Origin of the sequence: Acinetobacter sp. AG1 (genome assembly GCF_001005525.1) — a bacterium.
Lineage (GTDB): Bacteria > Pseudomonadota > Gammaproteobacteria > Pseudomonadales > Moraxellaceae > Acinetobacter > Acinetobacter modestus.
The window spans coordinates 18,412-42,985 of record NZ_LBMZ01000094.1 but is presented as its reverse complement, the minus strand read 5'-3'; the positions used below and the strand labels follow the sequence as shown (position 1 = coordinate 42,985).

The window sequence follows — 24,574 nt, the reverse complement described above, 5'->3', positions numbered from 1 at the left end:
AAGAAACAAATCACAGGCGTATTAACGGCTCAAGACAAAGTTTACGATGGTACAACCAGTGCGATTGTGAATGGTAGCTTGAATGGTTTGATTACAGGTGATCAAGTCAACCTGAATGCACAAGGACAGTTTGCCGATAAAAATGCAGATTCAAACAAGAATGTAAATGTATCAGGCAATTTAAGTGGTACAGATGCAGGCAACTATAGCTTTCAAGCCAATAGTCAGACTCAAGCCAACATCAGCAAGAAACAAATTACAGGTGTATTAACAGCCCAAGATAAAGTTTATGACGGTACAACCAGTGCAATTGTAAACGGTAGTTTGAACACAAGTGATGTGATCACTGGCGACCAAGTCAGTGTTGGAACAACAGGGCAATTTGTAGATAAGAACGCAGGTCAGAACAAAGTTGTCACGGCTTCCAGTAGCTTGGTTGGATTAGATGCAGGCAACTATGAACTTACGACCAATGGACAAGTGACTGCGAACATTAGCAAGAAACAAATCACAGGCGTATTAACGGCTCAAGACAAAGTTTACGATGGTACAACCAGTGCGATTGTGAATGGCAGTTTGAATGGTTTGATTACAGGTGACCAAGTTAACCTGAATGCTCAAGGGCAATTTACCGATAAAAATGCAGGTTCGAATAAGACGGTCAATGTATCAGGCAATTTAAGTGGTACAGATGCAGGCAACTATAGCTTACAAGCGAATAGTCAAACCCAAGCGAGTATCAGCAAGAAGCAAATTACAGGTGTATTAACAGCTCAAGACAAAGTCTACGATGGAACAACTCATGTCAATGTTAGCGGTACATTAAATGCAGGTGGTGTCATCACAGGTGATCAAGTCAGTGTTGGTACAACAGGGCAATTTGTAGATAAGAACGCGGGTCAAAACAAAGTTGTCACGGCTTCAAGTAGCTTGGTTGGATTAGATGCAGGTAACTATGAACTCACGACCAATGGACAAGTCACTGCGAACATCAGTAAGAAACAAATTACAGGCAGCATCACCGCTCAAGACAAAGTTTACGATGGGACGACTAGTGCGATCGTCAATGGTAGCTTGAATGGTTTGATCACAGGTGATCAAGTCAACTTGAATGCGCAAGGACAATTTGCTGATAAAAATGCAGGTTCAAACAAGAATGTAAATGTATCAGGCAATTTAGGTGGTACAGATGCAGGCAACTATAGCTTACAAGCCAATAGTCAAACGCAAGCGAATATTGCAAAAGCCAAAGCACAAGTCATTGGTAATAGTTTAACTACGACTTATAACGGTCAGCAACAACATGTCACTGGCTTCACTACTCAAGGCTTAGTGAACGGGGAAAGTACAGAGGTCTTAACAAATGTGACAGCGACAGGTGCAAGTGCCACTTCAACAGGGAACTATCAGAATCAGGTCAGTGGTCGTGATCAGAACTATGATCTGACATTTACTGCTGGAATGTTGAAAATTGAAGCGCCATTAGTCGATCCAAAACCACCTATCGTACCTGAAAAACCGAACCAACCTGATCTCTCAATTTGGCAAGAGTTATTAGGCAATCCATATCAGCGAGCGATTCATTTTGCTCCACAAGCACATAAACCAAAACAGTCGGATAACATCGAAATAGAAATTATTGGTGATGGCATCAACATGGACGGTATTCACACATTAACGGGGAATTTTTAATTATGTTATATCCGAAGACAACATTATTAATGAGTATGCTTTCACTGAGTAGTTTTTCAGTTTTTGCAGATAATGTGCCAAATGCTGGACTACTTCTACAACAGCAAACCATACAGCAATACCAACCTCAAGCTGAGGTGAATATTGAGCAGCCTGCACAAATGCAAATTGCACAAGCAGATGCTCAACAGCAAGTTAAAGTTGAACAGATTGTAATTACAGGAAACCAGAGCATTAGCACAGTAGATTTACATGCTTTGGTTGCCGATGCTGAAACTAAGATGTTGACACTTGCTGATTTACAGCAATTAACGAAACGGATTACGACTTATTATCAACAGCAGGGTTATCCCTATAGTCGGGCGTATTTACCTGTACAAAGTTTGAAAAATGGTGTGGTTAAGATTGCGATTTTGGAGGCAAAATATGATCGTATCATTATCAATAATCAAACCAAAATATCTCCACACTTAATACAAGCTATTTTGCAGCCGTTACAGCCTGGCAATATTATTGACTCGGCGACCTTGCAGCAGCAGCTTAAATTGTTGAATCGTTTAGATGGGATTCAAACACGTAATATCATTAGCGCAGGGCGTTATGCTGGAACAAGTGATTTAACAATTGATATTCAGCCAACATCATCACTGACAGGTTATGTCGGTTTGGATAATTATGGCAATGAATATACCCATGAAGTGCGTTTAAATGCTGGCGTTGCAGTCAATAATGCTTTGGGTTTGGGTGATCGCCTGACTGTGGATGGTATGACATCGGGCAATTTAAACTTTGGTCGATTGGGCTATGAAGCAACCATTAATGGTGTCGGGACACGTTTAGGTGCGAGTTATTCAGATTTAGCCTATGAATTAGGTAAAGAATATAAAGCTTTAGATGCAACAGGCACAGCACAACAAATCAGTGTGTGGTTGAATCAACCAGTATTATTGAATAATCGTAGTGAAGTGATTTTGGGTTTGCAATACGATCATAAACGCCTGAAAGATGATATCAATGTTGCAGAAATTTATCGGGATCGGAATATTGATGTCGGGCGTATTCGCTTAGATGCTTCGCAATATGATGATTTTGCGGGTGGCGGTTTAACTCAACTTGGCGTTGCAACAGATATTGGACGAGTTAATTTTAAAAATGCGATGGCAGAACTTGGCGATCAAGCAACAGCAAAAACACAAGGTGAATTTGTTAGTGCCTTTATGAATGTCTCTCGATTGCAAAATTTAAATGGTTCAAAAATCCAAATCTATGCAGCTTTACAAGCACAATATAGCCCTGACAATTTAGATAGTGCTCAGCAATTTAGTGTTGGTGGTGCATCGAATATTGCAGGATATAAAAACAGTGCGTTAAGTGGTTCAACTGGATATTACGTTTTGTCTGAACTTAGACAGAGTTTATATGCTTCTGCACAAAATCAACTTGCAGCGAAGATCTATGTCGATACAGCAATGGTTAAACACCAAGCACGAGAGTGGAGTGGTTTAACAGGCAAAAATATAGAACAGATTAGTAGTGCAGGTTTTGGACTAAACTGGTCAAATGCGATGCAATGGCAAGCAGCATTAACTGTTGGGTTTCCGATAGGAGCACAACCTGATAGCGTTGATAAGCGTAATGACGTTGAAGCTTGGCTTAATTTAAGTAAACGTTTTTAAATAAGAATAGGGTGGTGATCAGTTAAAATCGTTGGGATTCTGATGATTTTAACTAGCAAAATTAAGAAATAAAAAAAGCAAAGCCGAGGCTTTGCTTTTTTTATCAACAAAACTTAGATTTTGCCAATTAGATCATTAATTTGTTTCGCTTGTTCAGCTGCATTACCTGTATATGTTGCAGGTGTTAATTCAGCCAAACGTGCACGTTCGTCAGCAGGAACTTGTAATAATTCATCACCATTTACGAAGTTCACCATCATCTCACGCGTCATTGCTTGACCACGAGTCAATGCTTTTAATTTTTCGTAAGGTTTTTCAACATTATAACGACGCATAACGGTTTGGATTGGCTCTGCAAGAACTTCTTGTGCTTGGTCTAAATCTTCATTTAAACGGTTCGCGTTGAGTTCAAGTTTACCAATACCTTTTAAGCAAGCATCAAAAGCAATCAAGCTTTGTGCAAAACCAACACCCATGTTACGAAGAACAGTTGAGTCAGTTAAATCACGCTGCCAGCGAGAAACAGGAAGTTTTTCACCAAGATGACCCAATACCGCATTTGCGATACCTAAGTTACCTTCAGAATTTTCGAAGTCAATTGGGTTTACTTTATGAGGCATGGTTGATGAACCAACTTCACCGTCTTTTAATTTTTGCTTGAAGTAACCAAGTGAGATATAGCCCCAAACATCACGGTTAAAATCGATCAAGATCGTGTTGTAACGACGTAATGCATCAAACAATTCAGCCATATAATCGTGTGGCTCAATTTGTGTGGTGTATGGGTTAAATGCTAAACCTAAAGATTCTACAAATGCTTGAGCATGTGCAGCCCAGTCAATTTCTGGGTAAGCAGATAGGTGAGCATTGTAGTTACCTACAGCACCATTGATTTTGCCCAATAATTCGACATTTTCAAATTGCTTGATTTGGCGCGCTAAACGATAAGCAACGTTTGCCATCTCTTTACCCAAGGTAGTAGGGCTTGCAGTTTGACCATGTGTACGAGACAACATTGGTTGTTCAGCATGTGTGATTGCTAAAGCAGAAATCGCATTGAGGATTTGTTTCATACTTGAAACTAAAACTTCACGACCATTTTTAAGCATTAATGCATGAGATAAGTTGTTGATGTCTTCAGAGGTACATGCAAAGTGAATAAATTCGCCCGCATTTTGTAGCTCATCAATATTCGCAATTTTTTCTTTAAGGAAATATTCAACTGCTTTTACATCGTGGTTGGTCGTACGTTCGATTTCTTTAATACGATTCGCATCTTCTTCAGAGAAGTTTGTTACGATCGCATCCAAAGCTGCATTGGTTTCAGCCGAGAAAGCTGGAACTTCAATAATTTCTGCACGATTTGCAAGTGCTTGTAACCAACGCACTTCAACCGTAACACGAGCGTGGATTAAACCAAACTCAGACAAAAAAGGGCGTAACGCATCGCATTTGCTTGCATAACGTCCATCAAGTGGTGAGAGTGCGGTTAAAGCATTCATACAGATTCCTTAATTTTGGAATAAACATAAAAATAAATTCGTCTTAGCATCGGTTTATACCACCTGATACTGTAAACGAGCGAGAGCTTGAATATCTTGTAATAACTTACGTTTAGTAAAAATCATACTCCAAGAGCTACCACCGAGCTGCTTCCATAAATGTGCAAGTTGTAAGCCAGTAAATAAGCATGCACGAATACGGTTGGTATGATTGATGTCTTTAAATGCTTCCGCATTACCGCGAACTAAAATGCGAGGATTGATTTGCCCTGCTGTTTCCACATAAGTTTGTGCAAGGTTGGCAATAATACTTGGGTGCAAATAATTGTTATCGAAAAATGAAAGCTGTTTTAATATTTTTTGCTGAGCTGCTTCGATAATTTTGACGTATTCAGGATTGCTATACACTTTCTTTTCTAATTGCAATAAAGCCATTGCATAAGACATTGGGAGTTTAGCAGTCGACATTTTCGGAATACGAGATTTAGGAGCAGTATTAAAAGGTTGGGTTATACAACCTTCCAATGTTTTTAAACCAAGAGAGATATCTGCAAGTTGATTAAAAAAATCTAAAGTTTGAGTGGCATTATTGGTGGCTGGGCGAATATTAAGACTGGCTTTAATCAGTAGTTCAAAATAAAAATTACCGCTATCGCCAATACTTTGCTGACCCGCCATTGCAGTCATATGCGTGAGCTGAGTTGCTTGAAACACAGCAGCCAATGCCAAAGCACGATTTTGTCGAACATTCAACGCTTGGGCGTGCTGAAAGGGTAACTCCACCATGCTTCGCTTCCAATTTCCTTAAATAAAATCTGGTTCAGGTGCATTGGTATGGTGAATCACACCACCACCCAAGCACACTTCTCCGGAGTAGAACACCACGCTTTGTCCAGGAGTTACAGCTCTTTGTGGTTCATCAAACTCAACTCGAATACCATTTTCGGTTTGCTCATCACGATAAATTGTACACGCTTGATCAGGCTGGCGATAACGGGTTTTTGCCGTGCATCGGAATCCTGTACTTGGGATGTCCTGTTCACCTGCGACCCAATCAATCGACTCACTCCAAAGCTGTGTGCTTTGCATGAGTGGGTGCTCATGTCCTTGACCGATCACTAAGCGATTATTGGCAATATCTTTATGGAGTACGAACCATGCACCTTCTTGTACACCTTTCATACCACCGATACCAATACCACCGCGTTGACCGAGCGTATAGTACATCAAGCCATGATGTTCACCAACTTCTTTACCTGACTCTAAAACAATTTTTCCAGCTTGTGCAGGTAAATATTGTTTTAAGAAATCGGTGAAACGACGTTCACCAATAAAGCAGATACCCGTCGAGTCTTTTTTCTTGGCAGTTGCTAGATCTAACTCTTCTGCAATGCGGCGGACTTCGGGTTTCTCAATTTCACCCACAGGGAATAGGGTCTTGTTAATTTCCCGACCATGTACCGCATGTAAGAAATAAGTCTGGTCTTTATTATTATCGACACCACGGAGTAATGGGGCATAGGTTTCGCCACGCGAATTCTGCATGCTTGCACCACGACGGGCATAGTGACCTGTTGCAATAAAGTCTGCACCTAAAGTCATGGCATGATCGAGGAAGGCACGGAATTTAATTTCTTTATTACACAAGATATCTGGGTTTGGTGTGCGACCCGCAGCATATTCAGCCAAGAAGTGTTCAAACACACGATCCCAATATTCCATTGCAAAGTTGGCAGTGTGCAGCTTGATACCAATTTTGTCTGCAACGGCTTGTGCATCGGCTAAGTCTTCAAGTGCTGTGCAGTATTCCGTACCATCATCTTCTTCCCAGTTTTTCATGAAAAGACCTTCAACTTGATATCCTTGTTGAAGTAATAATGCGGCAGAAACAGAGGAGTCTACACCACCAGACATACCGACGATGACACGTTGTTGCATCTAATTAAGCGTCCAAATGAGAAGTTAATGAGGGAGAGAAAGGGTGCTCATAAATGAGCGATAAGGGATATTTTTTGCCAGCAAGGGCATCTTCAATTACTTTTAAAACCAATGGGCTACGCGCACGTGCTGATTCTTGTAGCTCATCTAAGTTCATCCATACTGTATCAACAATACCTGTATCCAGTTGAGCATTTTCTTCAACTGACGTGACATGTGCTAAAAAGCAAAAACGGTAATAGGTACGATCAGGAAACATTGGTGGAGTATAGGTATAAATACCGAGTAGATGATCAATTTCAACATGATGACCTGTTTCTTCTAAGGTCTCACGGATGGCTGCTTCGATAATGGTTTCACCACATTCTACATGTCCCGCAGGTTGATTAAACACGGTATGTACAAAGCCTTCGCTGTGTTCTTCAACAAACAGAAAACGTCCGTCTTTTTCGACTACAGTGGCGACTGTGACATGAGGTGTCCAAGCGGTCATAGAAAGCAACATGGTTTTAAAAAACGTATTCTACAAAATTTGAGAGTTTTTGGCTATGGTCAGATTTCTAGACAAAATAATTGCCTTATATATCTTTATAATCTTCAAGATTTGATATTTTCCATTTACCACCCTTAACGTCTCTTTCTGCTGCTTGATTGTATTCCAGATCGAATACCTCATTCAGAGTTGGATCTCTTAATATCATTTGTTCCAAAGCAACGAGACGAATATCATCAGGTTCTTGATCACCAGTTAAAAACTGCCAATCTCCATCGGTATCATGAACAACACGTAAGATTGCTTGATTATGCTCTAACCATTGCCGAGTGGTAAAAATACCAAGGTTTTTCGCCTCTCTGAACTTAAAATCAGCATTTCGATCTAAGAGTGGTTGATCATAAATGAGTTTTTCCTCAAATCCATCTTCCCAAGGCAATTTATTATTACGATCTGCCCAAACTAATTGCAAAGCGGAAAAATTGTCGTGTTGATAGTAATTTAAAGCAGCACCAAAATAATCTTCAATATTTTTAACATCTACATGCAAAAATTGAGCACGAGTTTCTTTAAAAATTTGATCGCCATACTCTTGATTGAGAGCAATTGTTTCTCCATTTTTGATCAGATTGGCGACATCATTGATGATGGTATGTGCCAAGTCCGTTGGTAACCCAAAGCATATAATTTCAGGATGCTGATAGCTTTCATATAAACCGATACTATAACTAAAAGAAGGTAAATAGTCTGTTGCACTAATTCCTATAATTTGCAGTCCGTGCTTTTCAATATTGAGCTTAGTTGTATTAATGAGTGCATCCTGAGTAGGGCAATCATGTGGATGATCAGTGTTCATTAGATATCTCTAAAAGTTTATTATTTTTTTTATGCATAAAGGATTGAAAAATAATAACGAAGCTAGGCTTCGCTATTCTTATAATTATCCTTCACTTTCACATAATGACGTGCCGAGTAAGGTAGAAACTCCATTTCTTTTTCAGTCAGCGCACGAACTTGTTGCACAGGGCTACCGACATAAAGATAACCGCTTTTTAACACTTTACGTGGTGGAACAAGACTACCAGCACCAATCATCACATTATCTTCGATAATCACGTCATCTAAAACAACGGTATTAATCCCGATCAGGACACGATTACCAATGGTACAACCATGCAAAGTTACATGATGCCCAACCGTCACATCCTCTCCAATGACCAGCGGAGAACCATTTGGTTTCGATTGGTTTTTATGACTGACATGCAACATACAGTGATCTTGCACATTACTGTTTTTGCCAATTTGAATCGAATTCACATCACCGCGAATTACGGCAAAAGGCCAAACTGAAACGTTTTCTGCTAATTTGACATCACCGATAATGACAGACATGTCATCCACATAACAGCTTGAGTCAATATTAGGTTCTTGGTCGAGATAAGGGCGAATGTTCTTAGCCATGAGTATGATCAATATCAAATATAGATGAATTATAAAATAAAAAAGCATTCATGCCCAAGAGCATGAATGCTTAATTAGTCTATTCTAAAATTAGAATAAATTACTAAAGAACATCTTGATATGGTCAATTAGACGAGCAAAGAAGCTTGCTTCTTCAACAGGTTTTAATGCAACAAGTGGTTTCTCTGCAATGACTTTACCATCAAGGCTTGCTACTAATTTACCCACAACTTGACCTTTGGCTAAAGGCGCATTCAATTTAGGTTGAACTACAAGTTGAGTTTTGATTTTGTCCGCTTGACCTTTAGGCATGGTTACGTTGAAGTTTTCAGCAAGACCAATTTGAACATTATCTTCTTTACCAAACCATACTTTTGCTTTAGCAAGTACTTGGTTAGCAGGTTGTACATTTGCAGTTTCGAAGTTTGCAAAGCCCCATGCTAATAATGTCCGAGTCTGTCCAGCACGTTCATTCATGCTTGGCGTACCGAAGATGACTGAAATCAAACGCATTGGACCACGTTTACTTGACGTGGTTAAGCAGTAACCAGCCTCATCCGTATGACCTGTTTTCAAACCGTCAACGCTTGGATCTGTATAAAGCAATGCATTACGGTTGCCTTGCTTAATACCATTAAACGTAAATTCCTTTTCTGAATAGATCGGGTAGTATTTAGAGCTATCTTTGATAATGTGTTGAGCAAGAACAGCCATATCTTTAGCTGTTGAGTAATGACCTTCAGCAGGCATACCTGTTGAATTGATGAAATGTGTATTCACCATACCAACACGTTTTGCTTCTTGGTTCATCATATGGGCAAATGTGCCTTCATTACCTGCAATGTGTTCAGCCATTGCTTTAGAAGCATCATTTCCTGACTGGATAATAATACCACGCAACATTTCTAATACGGTTGCTGTGCCATTTAATGGAACATACATACATGATTCAGCACTGGTACCACGACACCATGCAGATTCATTCATACGTACTTGTTCATTTTCAGTTAATTCACCCTTTAAAAGTTTTTGTTCTATGATGTAGCTTGTCATCATTTTAGTCATAGAAGCGGGTGCAAGTTTTTCATTTTCGTTTTTTGCAGCAAGGATTTGTCCTGTCTCGTAATCCATCAATACATAGGATTTATTATTTAATTCTGGTGGAGACGGTAGGACAGTCGCTGCATATGAAAGGCTTGGCAAAAGTAATAATGCAGCAAGAGCGCTTTTTTGAGTCATTCTAGGTGTTCCAATATCTTGTATGAAGCAGATGAGCCTAGCATTTTAGGATAAAGCAAAGCCGACTTCTACGGCAGAAGTCGGCTTTTTCATGCAGTATTGTAACTAATCAGTTACTTGGAATAATAATTCCGAACATCATCGCAAATTTGACGATTATCATCTTCAGATGCAGCCTTCGCATCTTTACGCGCTTCAGCAAGAGGAGCTTGGAACTCTTTGGTTTTAGCACGTTTATTCAGGATCTCTACAGCATTTGGTTCATTTGATAAGTATGATTTGACGAGGTTGTCATATGCTTTATTAAATTTTAGATCTTTGCCAATTAAATCTGGGCAGATTTCTGACAATACATAAATCGCAGCAAGTTCTTGAGGAGTCACGCCTTCAGACGTCGGTGTAACTTCAATTTTTTCAGTTTCAGATTTTTTTTCTGCTGCAAATACAGTTGTTGTGAAAAGACTAGAAGTAATGAGAAATGATAAACCTAGTGTTTTGAAAACATTTTTCTTCATAAGAACTCAAACTCAGAAACAAGACTTAAAGAATTTGAATAGCTTATAGCATAAAAATATCAGTAGATTGTATGTTTGCTGTAGGAAATTAAACGGAAGCGTTTTCAAATCTTAAATTTGAAAACGCTTTCAAATTTTAATGGCGTATTAGCCTTCAAAATTTAATACATCGTCACATACAGACTTTTGTTCTGGTTTTTCAACTTCTTTTGCAGCTTCGCGAGCATCTTTCAACAAAGATTGAAATTCACCATCTTTTTGTAAACTTTCAAGTGAAGCTGATTTGTCAGAATAATTACTTAAATATGAGCTCACCATTTTTTTGATGTTTTGATCAAATTTAGCATTTTTTCCGATTAAACTCGGACACATCTCAATAAGAACTTGTGCATTTGCAATATCATCTTTGATGAGTGCATCTGCTTCTTTAGCTGAAACCGTTGTGTCAGCAAAAATTGCTGGTGCTGTTAGAAGCGAAAAACTTACCCCTAAAACACGGATAAAAGTCGATAAATGTCTCATGGCCGCATAAATTTCTAATACTATGAAGTTACAAATATATATAATTCATTGAATAATTCAATTGAAAAAACTACGTAGTAACATTTGAAGAGATAGGATCTTAGTGAATATTTTAATCGCCAATGATGATGGTGTATTCGCACCAGGACTACAGGCCTTAGCGCAAGCATTAAAACCGTTAGGACGCATCGTCGTCGTCGCACCTGAAAGTGAGCGGAGTGGTTATTCAAGTGCGTTGACATTAGATCGACCGTTACGACCCGTTCAGATTGCAGAAGATGTTTGGGCTGTGAATGGAACGCCTGCAGATTGTGTTTATCTGTCGATGAATGGTCTATTTGATTTTGAGTTTGATCTCGTTGTAAGCGGTATTAATAGTGGCGCAAACCTCGGCGATGATGTTCTATATTCAGGTACGGTTGGTGCTGCATTTGAAGGTCGCCTAATGAAACATCCTGCAATCGCAGTTTCATTAGCAGGTTCAAATGTACGTTCCTATGAACATCCAGAGCATTATGCGAAAGCTGCACAATGGGTTCATGATTTTATTGCGAATGGGCTACCAATTTTGCCGCCCCGTCATATTTTTAATATTAATATTCCTGATGTCGAGCAAATTAAAGGGACACAAATCACCTATCAAGGTCGTAGAGCACAATCCAAACCAATTAGTAGCCATGTTGATCCACGTGGTCGCCAAGTCTATTGGATTGGTTTAGCTGGTGAGGCGGTTACAGAACCTCCATCCGCTTCAAGTCATATTCAGTCTGATTTCTTTGCTGTGGCAAACGGTTATGTCAGTATCACGCCGATTCAAATGGATGCAACTAATTATGCTGTACTCGACAATTTACATCTTCATGTAAATGGTTAGCAGTGGCTATGTTATAACTTTGTGAATATAGAAAGTGAGAACTCGTTTTTTCTCACTTTTTTGGTACTCTTAGGCGCAAATAAATTAAGGTTTTTTCGATGAGGGCGAAGATGCATTTAAACCATGTCTCGATTTTTCTATCACGAAAAATGATTAAAACAATCGTGTTGTCTATGGCAGTAACAAGCATTGTCGTCGTTACAGGTTGTGCATCAAAACCACAAGCAAAAGGTGGTAATCGTTATGTACAGCAAGCACCCAATTATTACACAGTACGTTCAGGCGATACGCTGAGTGCAATTTCAAATCGTTATGGATTGAATTATTTAGATGTTGCTGCGCTGAATGATATTGCGCCGCCTTATCGTATTTATGTCAATCAATCATTACGGTTAAAAGGTTCTGTTGCACAACGAACTACATCTACACAAGCGGTGGTACAAACCACGCCGATTCAACGTCAAACGATTAACTTACCAACACAACAACCTGTTGTTCCTAAGACACAGCCTGTTATACCAAAAGCTGTTATTCTAGCAAATCCTGTTACACCGTCTTCAACGACGCTTGCTTCGAGTTTACGCTGGGTAAAACCATCAAATGGAGCGATCATTCAAAGTTTCAATTTGGCAAATAATGTCAAAGGAACACGTTACGGTGGCAATGAAGGTGATCCAATTTTTGCTGCTGCAAATGGGCAAGTCGTTTATGCTGCTGATGGTTTAAAAGAATATGGCAATCTAGTCTTGATTAAGCATATTGATGGTTATATTACGGCGTATGCACATAACAGTAAGATGTTAGTCAAGAGTGGGGATAATGTGACTGCTGGTCAAAAAATTGCAGAAATGGGTTCTTCAGGTGCTTCACGTATCATGCTTGAGTTCCAAGTTCGTTTAGATGGTAAGCCTGTGAATCCAATGACAGTTTTACCAAACTAAAATAGCCTAATTAATAATCTTTCAATAAATTATTAATAATCGCTAGTTTAAGGGTAGACTTCCCTGTATACTTATTGAGATTGCTTTAATTAGAACAATAAGCATATTTTAATAAATTAAGAGGGAAGTCTATGCTAGATCAATTGCGTGCAATGGGGGTCTTCGCTTGCGTTGTTGAAAAAAGTTCTTTTAGTGGTGCAGCACGAGAATTAGGAATTACAACAAGTGCAGTCAGTCAACAAATTCGTTCTTTAGAACATGAAATGGATGTCACTTTACTTCATCGTTCTACTCGAAAACTCAGTCTTACAGAAGCAGGACAAGCATTTTTTCTCAGTTGTCAAGAAATGTTGGCTGCCGCTGAACGTGGCAAAATTCGTATCAATGAACTGCGCGACGATCTTGTTGGAGATTTACGTATTGCGACGACACCTGAATTAGGTGCCTTGCATGTCATTCCAGCACTATCTCATTGGATGTCAGCACATAAAGGTCTAGCAATTCATTTTGAAGCAGACCATCGTTATATTGATTTGATTGAAGAGCGGATTGATATCGCAATACGGATGAGCCTGCGTGTTGATGATCATCAGCTCACCGCAGTACCTTTAGCGAGAGTTGATCAGGTTCTCGTTGCATCGCCAAGTTATCTCAATCAAGCATCACCTATTACTCGTCCAGAAGATTTACGAAATCACGAATTATTACCTGTTACCTTGATGCAAAATTATCAACATTTTGCCTTCCGCCATGGTTTGAGTGGTGAAATTGTCAATGTTGATATGAAAACACGCTTAGGCACAAACAATGTTTTTGTTGCTAAATCCTTGTGCCAGCAGGGGCATGGTATTGCACGTATTCTATATATGGACATTCAAAAAGAACTGATTAATGGTTCTTTGGTTGAAGTTCTACCTGATTGGCAACTTCCTGCATATACACTTCATGCTTTAACTTCCAAGCGTGAACAATACCCAATGAAAGTGCATCGTTGTATTGATGCATTAAAACAATATTTCGCTCAATTACCTGGTGGGCGATCTCTACAGGGTGTAGCCTAAGAAAAAGGCCATGTTTATTTAAAAACATGGCCTTTTCATTTTACCTATTCTTCTTACGAAGTGATTTTAAGCTTTTAGCTTCAACAGTAGATTCTTCTGAAGATTTTGTCTCAGTTTCAGCTTTTTTGGTCTTTTTTCGCTTTTTCTTTTTCTTAGGTTCATCATCTTCAACAGCTTCGCCGTCCTCAATTGCTTGCCAATACTCAAGTTGTTCCATAACGGCTGCATAGATTGAATTTTTACTATATCGACCTTTCTTATCCAGTGTACCCACTGGACGAGCCATTAGAATTTCTAAGGCTTGATCAATAGTTTCAATCGCATGGACATGGAACTGACCTGCTTGAACCGCTTCAATTACATCTTGACGTAGCATCAAATGTTGCATGTTTTGACGGGGAATAATGACGCCTTGTTTGCCTGTTAAGCCTTGAAGTTTACATGCATCGTAGAAACCTTCGATTTTTGCATTCACTCCACCAATTGGTTGTACTTGACCAAGTTGGTTCATAGAACCTGTAATCGCCCATGATTGGTCAATTGGAATTTGAGAAATGGCAGAAATTAAAGCTGAAAGTTCTGCAACCGTGGCACTATCACCATCCACTTGCCCATAGCTTTGCTCAAACGCTAATGCTGCGGAGAAATGTAAGATTTGTTCACGGCCAAAGTGTGCTTTTAAAAAGCTTGACATGAGCAACACGCCTTTGGCATGAAGCGAGCCGCCTAACTCGACACTGCGTTCAATATCTAAAATATCACCGCCACCTTGATAGACAGAAGCTGTTAGACGCGATGGTAATCCAAATTCGACATCAGCATAATGAATCACTGAGAGGGCATTGATCTGACCGAGACGATGGCCTGAGGTTTCAATCAATTGTGTTCCACGCGAAAGATCTTGCCAATATAACTCTCTTAAATAGCCTAAGCGATATTGACGATGATGTAATGCTTGGTTGACATGCTGATCAGTGACGATTTTGTCATCAGCTTTAAAGGCATGGTGATGCGCTTCTCGAATTAAATCACCTAAGGTAGAAGCATGAAGTGAGAGAGAGCTTTGATCTTCTGCTTGACGACTAGAGTCGGTGAGTAAAGCGGCGAGCGCTGAACGATCAAATGGAAGCAATTTATCGGCTTGAACATAGTCTGCAATCAATTGCATGTAGGCCTGTTCATTGCTGTTATTACGCTGCAAGGTATCAGTAAAATCTGCGCGAATTTTAAAGACACTGCCTAATTCTGGTTCAACTTCTAAAATTTCATAGTAAATTTCAGGTTCTGCCAATAAAACAACTTTGATATCTAAAGGAACAGAAGCGGGCTCAATCGAAATGCTGCCTGTTAATGTTAGCATATGTTCTAACGAAGAAAGTTTGAGCTGACCTGACTTCAATGCACGTTTTAAACCTTGCCATGCATAAGGCTGTTCAAGCAATTGCTCTGCTTCAAGCATTAAGAAGCCACCGTTGGCTTGATGCAAAGACCCTGGGCGAATTAAGGTAAAGTCGGTGGTAATCGTACCATTATGTGTAAGTTGCTCAACATGACCCAATAAATTGTAGTGCGTTGGAAAATCTTCAAAAATAACTGGAGCACCGCTATTTGGCTTATTGGCAATAATTACATTAGCTTGATAACGTGATGGAACACGATTAAATAAAGCAGGCGTAAAATCATCTTCTTCTTGTTCTAAAATCAGCTCAACATTATCAATAATATCTTCAGCATAATGTTTTAGGTATAAGTCGAGACCTTTTACTTCTTTGTTTTTATTTAAAATCGACTCCATACGTGGTGTAACCACTTGAGTGGCAATTTCGCGGTTTAAAATTGATACTTGATCACGAGCATCATCTTCTAAATCACCAAGATGTAACCCTAAACGCTCTAGTTTTTTCTCCATATAACGCATGTTGGATGTGATTTCAGCACGTTCTTTGCTGCTTAGCGCATCAAGATCATTTTTTGTTAATTCTTGATATTCATTTTCTATGAGCTGCATTGGAATAAACACGTGTTTGTCATCACGAGAAATCAACTTTAAATCAAGTTCTTGTCCTTCTTTAGTGAGTTCTATTAAAGCTTGCTGTTGGACGTCACCTGTATCTTGACGAATGCGTTCAATGCGATTGTGATAGCTTTCAGCACTAAAACGACGTTCCAATTGTTTTAGAATGATTTGCCATGTTTGCTGTAAAGCATTTTGAAATTTTGTACCTTGTCCTGCAGGAAAACGTAGTGCAATGGGTTGTCTTGGATTTTTGAAGTTATTGACATAAACCCAATCGTTTGGCGTAGGCATGCTTTTAGCGTGTTGCTGAAGCAACCGTTTAATCATGGTACGTTTGCCGAGACCCGCTGTGCCGACTGCAAAAATATTATAGCCAGAGTATGGTAAGGAAATACCAGCTTCTACTGAAGCACGTGCACGATCTTGCCCAAGAAAGTTATTGAGGGGTTTGATACGTTTAGTTGAACTCGGAATCTCAGCTAAATTTAGAATATGCGTGAGTTGTTCAGGGGTTAGTGCTGTTTTCTTAAGTGTCGTTTGAATATCCGTCTGCTCAAAGGCGCTTGGTAAAGAATTGATTTTCGCTGTAGTCGTGTTTGTTGGTGTTGAAGATAAAGTTGTTGCAGTCATTTGATCAAGTTTTTGGGTCACTATTGCTATCCAACAAAGAAACGAAAGTTAAGTAATTAAAGGTATACAGTTTTAGGTCTAAAGATCAAGCGAACTTGTGTTTTTTATCGACAAAACAAAACAATGGTTGCATAAAGCAACTTGCAAGCAAGAGCAAGAAACGATTGAATAGGCACATTCACGCATGTTCATGGAAAATAATAACCAATGACAACTCAAGCCACTGGGTGGGCATCCGCATTTAAAGCTTTTTTAGATCGCCGTGCACTGATTATGCTATTTCTTGGTTTCTCGGCAGGGATACCCATTTTATTGATTTTTTCTAGCTTGTCTTTATGGTTAGGTGAGGCAGGAATTGATAAAAGTGCTGTGACATTTTTTAGTTGGGCGGCATTAGGTTACTCTTTTAAATTCGTTTGGGCACCATTGATTGATGAATTGCCTGTTCCATTATTAACGAAGAGTTTAGGTCGCCGTCGTGCTTGGTTGTTGATTGCACAGTCTTTGATTATATGTGCAATTTGTATTATGGCATTTTCCGACCCAGCACTTGGACAAAGCTATTTAATTCAAATGGCAGTTGGTGCTGTTTTATTAGGATTCTCGGCAGCGACTCAAGATATTGTCATCGATGCTTATCGTATTGAACTTGCCGAAAGTGAGATGCAAACGGTTTTAGCTTCAACTTATAACGCAGGTTATCGTATTGGGATGATCGTGGCGGGTGCAGGGGCTTTATTTCTTGCTGCTTATTTAGGTACAGCTAAAGGCAATTATATCTATGAAGCATGGAAATATACTTATTTAACCATGGCAGCAGTCATGGTGGTTGGTATTATTACAACTTTATGCATTCGTGAACCTCAAGTAAATCGTGTTTATAAACATTATAAAACTACAGATTACTATCGCTTAGTCTTTGTATTCTTTATTGCTGTTGCAACTTTTGTTGTCAGTTATATTTACTCTGGGAATGTAACAGATGCTACCGCCAAAGCCGTAAATATTAAAGACACCGCAGCTTTATTTGGTTTAGAAGCCCTGCGCTTTTTAACTGCTACAGCCACAGCTTTATTCGTTGGTTTTGGTTTAGTTAAAACTGGCGTCGTGAATCAACAAATGGCTAAAGAAACTTGGGTTGCCCCAATTTTAGATTTCTTCAAACGTTACGGTATTAAACTTGCCTTAGTTCTTTTGCTGCTGATTGGTTTTTTCCGCATCTCAGACATTATTGCAGGAGTGATTTCCAATGTGTTCTATCAAGATTTAAATTTCAGTAAAGAACAAATTGCTGAGGCTGTGAAAATTTATGGTGTAATCTTTAGTTTAGTTGGTGGTTTTCTCGGTGGTTTATTAGCGCAGCGCATGAACATTATGAAACTCATGTTTGTGGGTGCAGTGTTGGCCAGTTCAACCAATTTAATCTTTATTGGCTTGGTCAAATCAGGAAAACCACTGGCTCCAGTTGAGATTCAGGTTGGAAATAAACATTATCAAGTGCAAACCGATGATGTTGGATATTGGAAATTACAAGTGCCGAATGATGTCTTAGCAAAAGCAAATTCGGTACAGGTAAGTACTCAGTACCAAAATCAGAGCGATACCAATGTAACTCTTGCAATACCATATTTAGTAAATGCCCAGTACGCTCAGATTCAATTATTACCTATCAGCGGTGATGATCAATTAACGGAAAAAGAGTTGAAACAAAGTCTAGTCGTTAAAGGGCAATTAGCAGGGCTTAAAAGTGAAGACTTAGATGGGGATAAGCCTGTTATCCTTAAATTAGATAATCAAGAGTTTGCTGCGAAAGTGGATGATAAAGGAATATTTACTGGTGCTATAGATGGAAAGCTATTACAAGCATCTCCCACTAAAACCATTAAAGCTTTTGTTAATTTAAAAAATAACAATGCAAGTCAGTTATTTGCAACAAAATCATACCGTATCAATACTGCATCACATGCTGAAACCGCACTCGATGTCGATATTCAGCCAATTGCTGTGGTCGATCCAAGCCAGTCAGGCACAATAGAACTTTCCGGCAAAGTGATAAAAGGCTATAGCTCATTGTGGCTCTATTTTGCCATTATTGTAGATAATTTAGCTTCAGGTTTAGCAGGTGCTGCATTTATTGCCTTTTTATCTAGCTTAACGAGTGTTTCATTTACTGCGGTTCAATATGCGATTTTTAGTTCTTTAATGACGCTCACACCCAAATTATTGGGGGGGTATTCAGGAACGATTGTGAGTAATATTGGCTACCCAAATTTCTTTTTAATGACGACTTTAATTGGAATTCCAATTTTGATTCTTGTGGTTTGGGTTGCGAAACTATTGCGTGACCATGAAAACCAAACAACTCAACAGACAGGTGAATAAATATGCGCATGTTACATACGATGTTACGAGTAGGTAATTTAGAACAATCTTTAAAGTTCTACACTGAGGTACTTGGTATGAAATTACTACGTCAACGTGATTATGAAGAGGGACGTTTTACTTTGGCTTTCGTGGGCTATGGTGATGAAGAAAACAACACTGTGCTTGAGCTGACTCATAACTGGGATACAGCTAGCTATGATTTAGGCAATGCCTATGGTCATATCGCGATTGGCGTAGATGATGCTTATAAAGCATGTGAAGAAATCAAAGCACGTGGTGGAAAAGTAGTACGTGAAGCCGGCCCAATGAAAGGTGGTGTCACGGTGATCGCTTTTGTTGAAGATCCAGATGGTTATAAAGTTGAATTGATTCAACAAGATCAAAATGCTCGTAATAATTAATTTCGTATCTTGATCTACAATTTCTAATTTAAAGCCCTAGCTTTATTTATACAGCTCAGTATGATGTTTTGATCAAATGGTCAATAACCTCATGTTGGGCTGTTTCGTTATTAGTGAACAGATTGGGAAAAGTTATGTTAAAGCTCTTGGCGCTAGATCGTTTCACAATATTATTGATAGCAATGGTACTGCTAGCGACTTTTTTGCCAGTTTCAGGACAGGTTGCACATTACTTCAATATCCTAACGACAGTTGCGATTGCTATATTATTTTTTTTACACGGCGCCAAGTTGTCGCGTGAAGCCGTTGTACAGGGAATGCTGCATTGGAAAATGCATGCATTGGTTTTTGCTTTTACTTTTGTGATTTTTCCTGCAATTGGGCTTTTAGCTAAACCTGTTTTGGAGCCACTTCTTGGGCAACAGTTGTACTGGGGCTTCTTATTTATGTGCTTCTTACCCTCAACAGTACAATCTTCAATTGCATTTACGTCGATTGCAAAAGGGAATGTTGCAGGGGCAGTTTGTAGTGCATCATTCTCCAATATCATTGGGATGTTTATTACGCCAATCTTAGTGAGTTATTTTATCTTAGGCCAAAGCCAACATGGCTTTGATCCTACGCAATCGATTGTTCAAATTACCTTGTTACTATTGGTTCCATTTGTTCTAGGTCAGTTACTTCGCCCTTATGTTTTTCCTTATATGATCAAATTACCAAGCTTAGTGAAAGCTTTCGATCAAGGATCAATCTTAATGGTAGTTTTCGGTGCCTTTAGCAGTGCTGTAGTTGCAGGCTTATGGCATCAAATCAGTGGATTAGCTTTGCTGTATTTAGTACTTGCATGCTCAGTTTTGCTTACTATTGTAATGTTACTTGCTTTGTATTTACCAAAATGGTTGGGTTTTAATCAGGCAGATCAAGTTACGATTTTCTTTTGTAGCTCTAAAAAAACGCTAGCGAGTGGCGTGCCAATGGCGCAAATTCTGTTTATTGGTCAGCCTTTAGGTATGATTGTATTGCCGATTATGATTTTTCATCAAATCCAATTAATGGTCTGTGGTGTAATTGCGAATCGTTGGTCTAATAAGTCGTAGTTCTATTAGGTAAGCTAAAATTTATATTATGGGCTTACCTGATTTTCTTTATAAAACGGTAAAATTCAATATTTAATCATTTGTTATTTAATAATTATTTTAATAAATAGGTTTTATCTTGATGCGGTTGTGTAATGTTTGGTAGCGAATTTAAAAAAAATCAATCCAATCTGTAGAATAAAAATTCACGCTTTTTTCACTTATTTCCATCTAAGTTCAAACATGAAGTAATTCAAATAAATCATTTTTCTCAGTTCAAGTTAAAGGCAAAGGAGTAACTATGACTCTCGTATTGATATTGCTTAGCTTGTTGATTCAGTTTGTTGTGTTGTGGGCTGTATTTTATTTCGAACTCAATCGAACAATTGGTAGTATTGTTGCTATCGCCACTGCCATTTTCTGCGCGATTTTTATTACACCTTGGAGTTTAGTGGTTGGTATTCCCATCATTTTAATGAGTATTATTTTACTTGTCGCACCATTACGTGAAGCGTTAATTGCTAAACCTGCATTTAATATTCTTTCCAAAGCGATGCCTAGCATGAGTATTACAGAAAGAGAGGCTTTGGAAGCAGGTACAAGTTGGTGGGAAAAAGAATTATTTATGGGAGCGCCTGATTGGCAAAAGTTCGATCAATATCCTTATCCAAAACTTTCTGTAGAAGAACAATCTTTTGTAGACAATGAAGTTCAACGACTTTGCGCCATGCTTGATGAATGGAAAATTCACCACAAAGATAAAAATTTACCTCCTGAAGTTTGGCAGTTTATTAAAGATAAAGGTTTTTTAGGACTAATCATTCCAAAATCATTTGGGGGAAAAGAATTTTCAGCATTTGCTCAAAGCCGCATTATGAGCAAGATAGCATCACGTTCATTGACTGCGGCAGTGAGTTGTATGGTGCCCAACTCGCTTGGTCCCGGTGAACTATTATTACATTACGGTACAACTGCACAGAAACAACGATATTTACCCGGCTTAGCAAATGGTACAGAAATCCCTTGTTTTGGCTTAACCAGTCCAGAAGCTGGTTCTGATGCGGGAGCGATTCCAGACACAGGTATAGTCTGTTATGGGTCTTATCAAGGACAAGAAGTTCTTGGTCTAAAAATGAACTTTTCTAAACGATGGATTACACTTGCACCCATTGCAACGGTAATTGGTTTGGCGTTTAAGTTGTACGATCCAGATAGTCTATTAGGTGATAAAAGTAAAAGCGAATACGGAATTACCTGTGCATTAATACCTGCAAGTCATGAAGGGATAAAAATAGGTGCACGCCATAATCCCGGTGCGCCATTTATGAATGGAACTGTGGAAGGAACAGACATTTTTATTCCAATCGACTGGATTATTGGTGGTCAACAAAATGCAGGTAAAGGTTGGCGCATGTTGATGGAATGTCTAGGCGTTGGTCGTGGTATTTCTTTACCAGCATTGGCGACCGCTGCGGGTGAGATGAGTTACCTTTTAGTGGGTGCATTTGCTAGCGTTCGACAACAGTTTAAAGTGTCAGTTGGGCATTTTGAAGGTGTGCAAGAGGCAACCAGTGATATTGCCAGTGATGCCTATATGCTTGAGTCATTTAGATATATGGTGACTTGTGGTTTGAATCAGGGCGGTACTCCAGCCGTTATGACAGCTATGGCAAAATATTATGCGACTGAAACCATGAGAAAAGTGATTAATCATGGTATGGATGTCGTTGGTGGGCGTGCGATTCAGCTAGGGCCACGTAATTTTCTGGCTTTAACTTATCAATCCATACCTGTTGCAATTACGGTAGAAGGGGCAAATATTCTTACGCGTTCTTTAATGATTTTCGGTCAAGGTTCCATGAGATGCCATCCGTATTTATTTGAAGAACTGCAATTATTGCAATCAGATGATAAAGCGAGTGCTCTAAAAAAATTCAATACCTTGTTATTCAAACATCTTGCTTATACTTTTAATCGTGCTGCGAAAGCGCTCGCATTTGGTCTCACAGGGGGCAGTAAACAGGGCTCTTCAGCAGCTGATGATTTCTCAAAACCATATTATGCAATCATCAATCGGATGAGTGCTGATTTTGCTTTGACGGCAGACATGGCATTGGGAATATTGGCTGGGGATTTAAAACGTAAGGAAATGCTTTCGGGTCGTTTAGCGGATATTCATGCCCATTTATTTATTGCAACAGCGATTCTTAATTATTATGAGCATGGACAAAGAACTGAGTCGGATCAAAAACATGCAGAATTAGCATTAAATAAGGCTCTCTATAATGCTCAGGAAGCATTCTTTGGATTCTATGAAAATTTCCCTGTGAAAATTGCTGCGATATTGGTGAAATTAATCAGTTTCCCATTTGGTCGACCAGTCACTAAGCCATCAGATGAACTTAAACAACAAGTTGCTCAATTACTGCTAAAAGAGAATTCTTTTAGAGCGGAATTGAAAAAACATGTTTATTACACAACCGATGAAACAGATGTGATGGGGCGCATGGAATCAACCTTCCAAATGTTGCTAAGCTTGCAGCCGCTTTGGGATAAGTTTAAAAAAGCTGAATCGAAAGATCAGTTTAAAGGGTTGACTTTTGAGGAACATATTACAGATGCCGTTGCAGTGGGTTTTATTACTGCAAATGAAGCGGAACAGCTTTTAAAATATAACGCTAAACGCTACGATAGTATGCTGACTGATATATTTGATCAGCATTTAGAAAATGACTTGCCTCTTGAAAACCCTCATTTGAAAAGTTAGATAAGGTGGTCAATAAAAAAGCGAGATATCCAAGTCTCGCTTTTTTATTTTTTATAAATTAAATTTTTTACGATAGCGCCAAAGTGTGGTTCGACTAATATTCAGTGCTTTTGCTGCGAGTGAAAGATCATTTTGGTATTGAATTAATGCTTTCCGTATCGTTTCTTTATTGATTTTATCCGAGATCAGTAATGGTTCATCTTCAATGATTGAGTTTGACGGCGGAATATGTTGCTTATCAATAATTTCATCAGGTAAATCGCAAACATCTATTTCAGATTTTTCGTTTGCCATGGTCAGTGCATAAAGGAGCGTATTTTTTAATTCACGGACATTTCCGGGCCAATCATATTGCATTAAGATTTGTAATGCTGACTTAGATAATTTAGTCGATGTACTAAAAACATTTTGTTGTTCAGATAAAATATAATCTGCAATATATGGAATATCTTGCTTACGATCACGGAGTGGTGGAACAAAAATTGGAATCACACGCAGTCGATACAATAAATCTTGGCGGAAGCGGCCCAGACGAGCTTCTTCTCGTAACGCTCGATGAGTAGCAGTGATAATACGAACGTTCGCTCTAATCGATTTTTCTCCACCTAAAGGTGTAAATTCACCAGTCTCAAGAACTCTTAATAATTTTGCTTGAAGTTCTAATGGAATTTCAGCTATTTCATCTAAAAAAAGTGTTCCGCCAGCAGCACGTTCAAATACGCCTTTATGTTCTCGAATCGCCCCTGTAAACGCACCCTTTACATGACCAAATAATTCACTTTCCAGAATATTGGCATTTAAAGCTGCACAGTTAATGGCAATAAATACGTTATTTTTCCGCTGACTATGATCATGAATAGCCTGCGCAACCAGTTCTTTTCCACTACCAGATTCACCGCGAACTAGAACTGGGAACTCTGTAACTGCAACACGTTGAATAATGGAAAACATGCGTTGCATTTCTGGTGAATGGCTATGAAAAGTCTGTTCTAAAGTTGTGATGTTTTGATCTTGTTTTATTTTCTGTATAACTTGAGTGGATTGTAATAAATATAAGGTTCCCTCAAAGTGCTGATCGATAATTCTAATGGGATGACGATGGCAAAACAGCTCAATGGATTGAGCTGCATCACTAATCATATGTCGTCCGATTTCAAGCTCATGATGTTGTATTGTTTTTTTTAAAGTTTGAAATAACGAATTATTGATTTTTTTATCGTTCAATTCATACACAAAGCGCTGCTTAGATTGTTCTAAGATAAGAAGGGAACTATCTAACATTAGGGTTTGCAATTTAAACAAAAAGCTCTCTAAATCAGCTTGAGTATAAAAATCAATCGCTTGGCGCATGACGTTTCATCGCATGTTTTTCATTTGAAACAAT

The 24,574-nt window shown here is 38.8% G+C and carries 20 protein-coding genes; 9 read left to right on the top strand and 11 right to left on the bottom strand.

Annotated elements, in window-relative coordinates; all coding sequences use genetic code 11:
- Together AAV96_RS18230 and AAV96_RS04390 are read left to right on the top strand one after the other, a co-directional pair.
- On the top strand, positions 1 to 1,692 hold a 1,692-nt coding region (locus AAV96_RS18230; protein ID WP_227505823.1), incomplete at its 5' end, for a YDG domain-containing protein.
- 2 nt (positions 1,693 to 1,694) lie between these two features.
- Complete coding sequence (locus AAV96_RS04390; RefSeq protein WP_046738437.1) at positions 1,695 to 3,368, top strand: ShlB/FhaC/HecB family hemolysin secretion/activation protein; 1,674 nt, start codon at positions 1,695 to 1,697, stop codon at positions 3,366 to 3,368.
- Positions 3,369 to 3,481: 113 nt separating this feature from the next.
- Here the strand turns inward: AAV96_RS04390 and purB are convergent, their stop codons facing one another.
- The 9 genes from purB to AAV96_RS04345 all read right to left on the bottom strand — a co-directional run bounded on the left by purB (position 3,482) and on the right by AAV96_RS04345 (position 11,038).
- The gene (gene purB / locus AAV96_RS04385; protein ID WP_004662941.1) at positions 3,482 to 4,870 is read right to left on the bottom strand and encodes an adenylosuccinate lyase; all 1,389 of its coding nucleotides are present in this window, start codon (positions 4,868 to 4,870) and stop codon (positions 3,482 to 3,484) included.
- A 54-nt stretch (positions 4,871 to 4,924) separates the two neighbouring features.
- A complete protein-coding gene (gene hflD / locus AAV96_RS04380; RefSeq protein ID WP_005217064.1) occupies positions 4,925 to 5,656 on the bottom strand; it encodes a high frequency lysogenization protein HflD in 732 nt (243 codons plus the stop codon).
- An 18-nt stretch (positions 5,657 to 5,674) separates the two neighbouring features.
- Positions 5,675 to 6,808 carry a tRNA 2-thiouridine(34) synthase MnmA gene (mnmA, locus tag AAV96_RS04375; RefSeq protein ID WP_004662939.1) on the bottom strand — a complete coding sequence of 378 codons (1,134 nt, stop codon included), beginning with the start codon at positions 6,806 to 6,808 and terminating at the stop codon, positions 5,675 to 5,677.
- 4 nt (positions 6,809 to 6,812) lie between these two features.
- Entirely contained in the window at positions 6,813 to 7,301 is a 489-nt protein-coding gene (locus AAV96_RS04370) for an NUDIX hydrolase (RefSeq protein WP_046738436.1), read from the bottom strand.
- A gap of 85 nt (positions 7,302 to 7,386) precedes the next feature.
- On the bottom strand, positions 7,387 to 8,157 hold the full coding sequence (locus AAV96_RS04365; RefSeq protein WP_046738435.1) for a DUF4262 domain-containing protein: 771 nt from the start codon (positions 8,155 to 8,157) through the stop codon (positions 7,387 to 7,389).
- 62 nt (positions 8,158 to 8,219) lie between these two features.
- Positions 8,220 to 8,762, bottom strand: a complete 543-nt coding sequence (locus AAV96_RS04360; RefSeq protein WP_046738434.1) for a gamma carbonic anhydrase family protein — start codon at positions 8,760 to 8,762, stop codon at positions 8,220 to 8,222.
- 90 nt (positions 8,763 to 8,852) lie between these two features.
- Entirely contained in the window at positions 8,853 to 10,001 is a 1,149-nt protein-coding gene (gene dacC, locus AAV96_RS04355; RefSeq protein WP_004662935.1) for a D-alanyl-D-alanine carboxypeptidase PBP5/6, read from the bottom strand.
- Between the two features lie 113 nt (positions 10,002 to 10,114).
- Complete coding sequence (locus tag AAV96_RS04350; protein ID WP_005217055.1) at positions 10,115 to 10,516, bottom strand: MCR_0457 family protein; 402 nt, start codon at positions 10,514 to 10,516, stop codon at positions 10,115 to 10,117.
- A 147-nt stretch (positions 10,517 to 10,663) separates the two neighbouring features.
- A complete protein-coding gene (locus AAV96_RS04345) occupies positions 10,664 to 11,038 on the bottom strand; it encodes an MCR_0457 family protein (RefSeq protein WP_004662933.1) in 375 nt (124 codons plus the stop codon).
- 103 nt (positions 11,039 to 11,141) lie between these two features.
- Here AAV96_RS04345 and surE point away from each other — a divergent pair, with 103 nt between their 5' ends.
- The 3 genes from surE (at position 11,142) to AAV96_RS04330 (ending at position 13,914) form a co-directional block, all read left to right on the top strand.
- Complete coding sequence (surE, locus tag AAV96_RS04340; protein WP_046738433.1) at positions 11,142 to 11,912, top strand: 5'/3'-nucleotidase SurE; 771 nt, start codon at positions 11,142 to 11,144, stop codon at positions 11,910 to 11,912.
- A 110-nt stretch (positions 11,913 to 12,022) separates the two neighbouring features.
- Positions 12,023 to 12,853 (top strand): peptidoglycan DD-metalloendopeptidase family protein, encoded by an 831-nt coding sequence (locus AAV96_RS04335; RefSeq protein ID WP_046738432.1) that lies wholly within the window; start codon positions 12,023 to 12,025, stop codon positions 12,851 to 12,853.
- Between the two features lie 131 nt (positions 12,854 to 12,984).
- Positions 12,985 to 13,914: a LysR family transcriptional regulator gene (locus AAV96_RS04330; RefSeq protein ID WP_004662927.1), complete on the top strand. Its 930-nt coding sequence runs from the start codon at positions 12,985 to 12,987 to the stop codon at positions 13,912 to 13,914.
- Between the two features lie 40 nt (positions 13,915 to 13,954).
- Here the strand turns inward: AAV96_RS04330 and AAV96_RS04325 are convergent, their stop codons facing one another.
- Entirely contained in the window at positions 13,955 to 16,582 is a 2,628-nt protein-coding gene (locus AAV96_RS04325) for a Lon protease family protein (protein ID WP_004662925.1), read from the bottom strand.
- A 186-nt stretch (positions 16,583 to 16,768) separates the two neighbouring features.
- Between AAV96_RS04325 and AAV96_RS04320 the strand changes: the two genes are divergently transcribed.
- From AAV96_RS04320 to AAV96_RS04305, 4 genes are all read left to right on the top strand, one after another.
- Positions 16,769 to 18,943 carry an AmpG family muropeptide MFS transporter gene (locus tag AAV96_RS04320; RefSeq protein ID WP_046738431.1) on the top strand — a complete coding sequence of 725 codons (2,175 nt, stop codon included), beginning with the start codon at positions 16,769 to 16,771 and terminating at the stop codon, positions 18,941 to 18,943.
- A gap of 2 nt (positions 18,944 to 18,945) precedes the next feature.
- A complete protein-coding gene (gene gloA, locus AAV96_RS04315) occupies positions 18,946 to 19,347 on the top strand; it encodes a lactoylglutathione lyase (RefSeq protein ID WP_004808260.1) in 402 nt (133 codons plus the stop codon).
- 134 nt (positions 19,348 to 19,481) lie between these two features.
- Complete coding sequence (locus AAV96_RS04310) at positions 19,482 to 20,444, top strand: bile acid:sodium symporter family protein (protein WP_046738430.1); 963 nt, start codon at positions 19,482 to 19,484, stop codon at positions 20,442 to 20,444.
- A 280-nt stretch (positions 20,445 to 20,724) separates the two neighbouring features.
- Complete coding sequence (locus tag AAV96_RS04305) at positions 20,725 to 23,190, top strand: acyl-CoA dehydrogenase (protein ID WP_046738429.1); 2,466 nt, start codon at positions 20,725 to 20,727, stop codon at positions 23,188 to 23,190.
- 51 nt (positions 23,191 to 23,241) lie between these two features.
- Here the strand turns inward: AAV96_RS04305 and AAV96_RS04300 are convergent, their stop codons facing one another.
- Positions 23,242 to 24,540 (bottom strand): sigma-54 interaction domain-containing protein, encoded by a 1,299-nt coding sequence (locus AAV96_RS04300; RefSeq protein ID WP_046738428.1) that lies wholly within the window; start codon positions 24,538 to 24,540, stop codon positions 23,242 to 23,244.
- Positions 24,541 to 24,574: the final 34 nt, after the last annotated feature.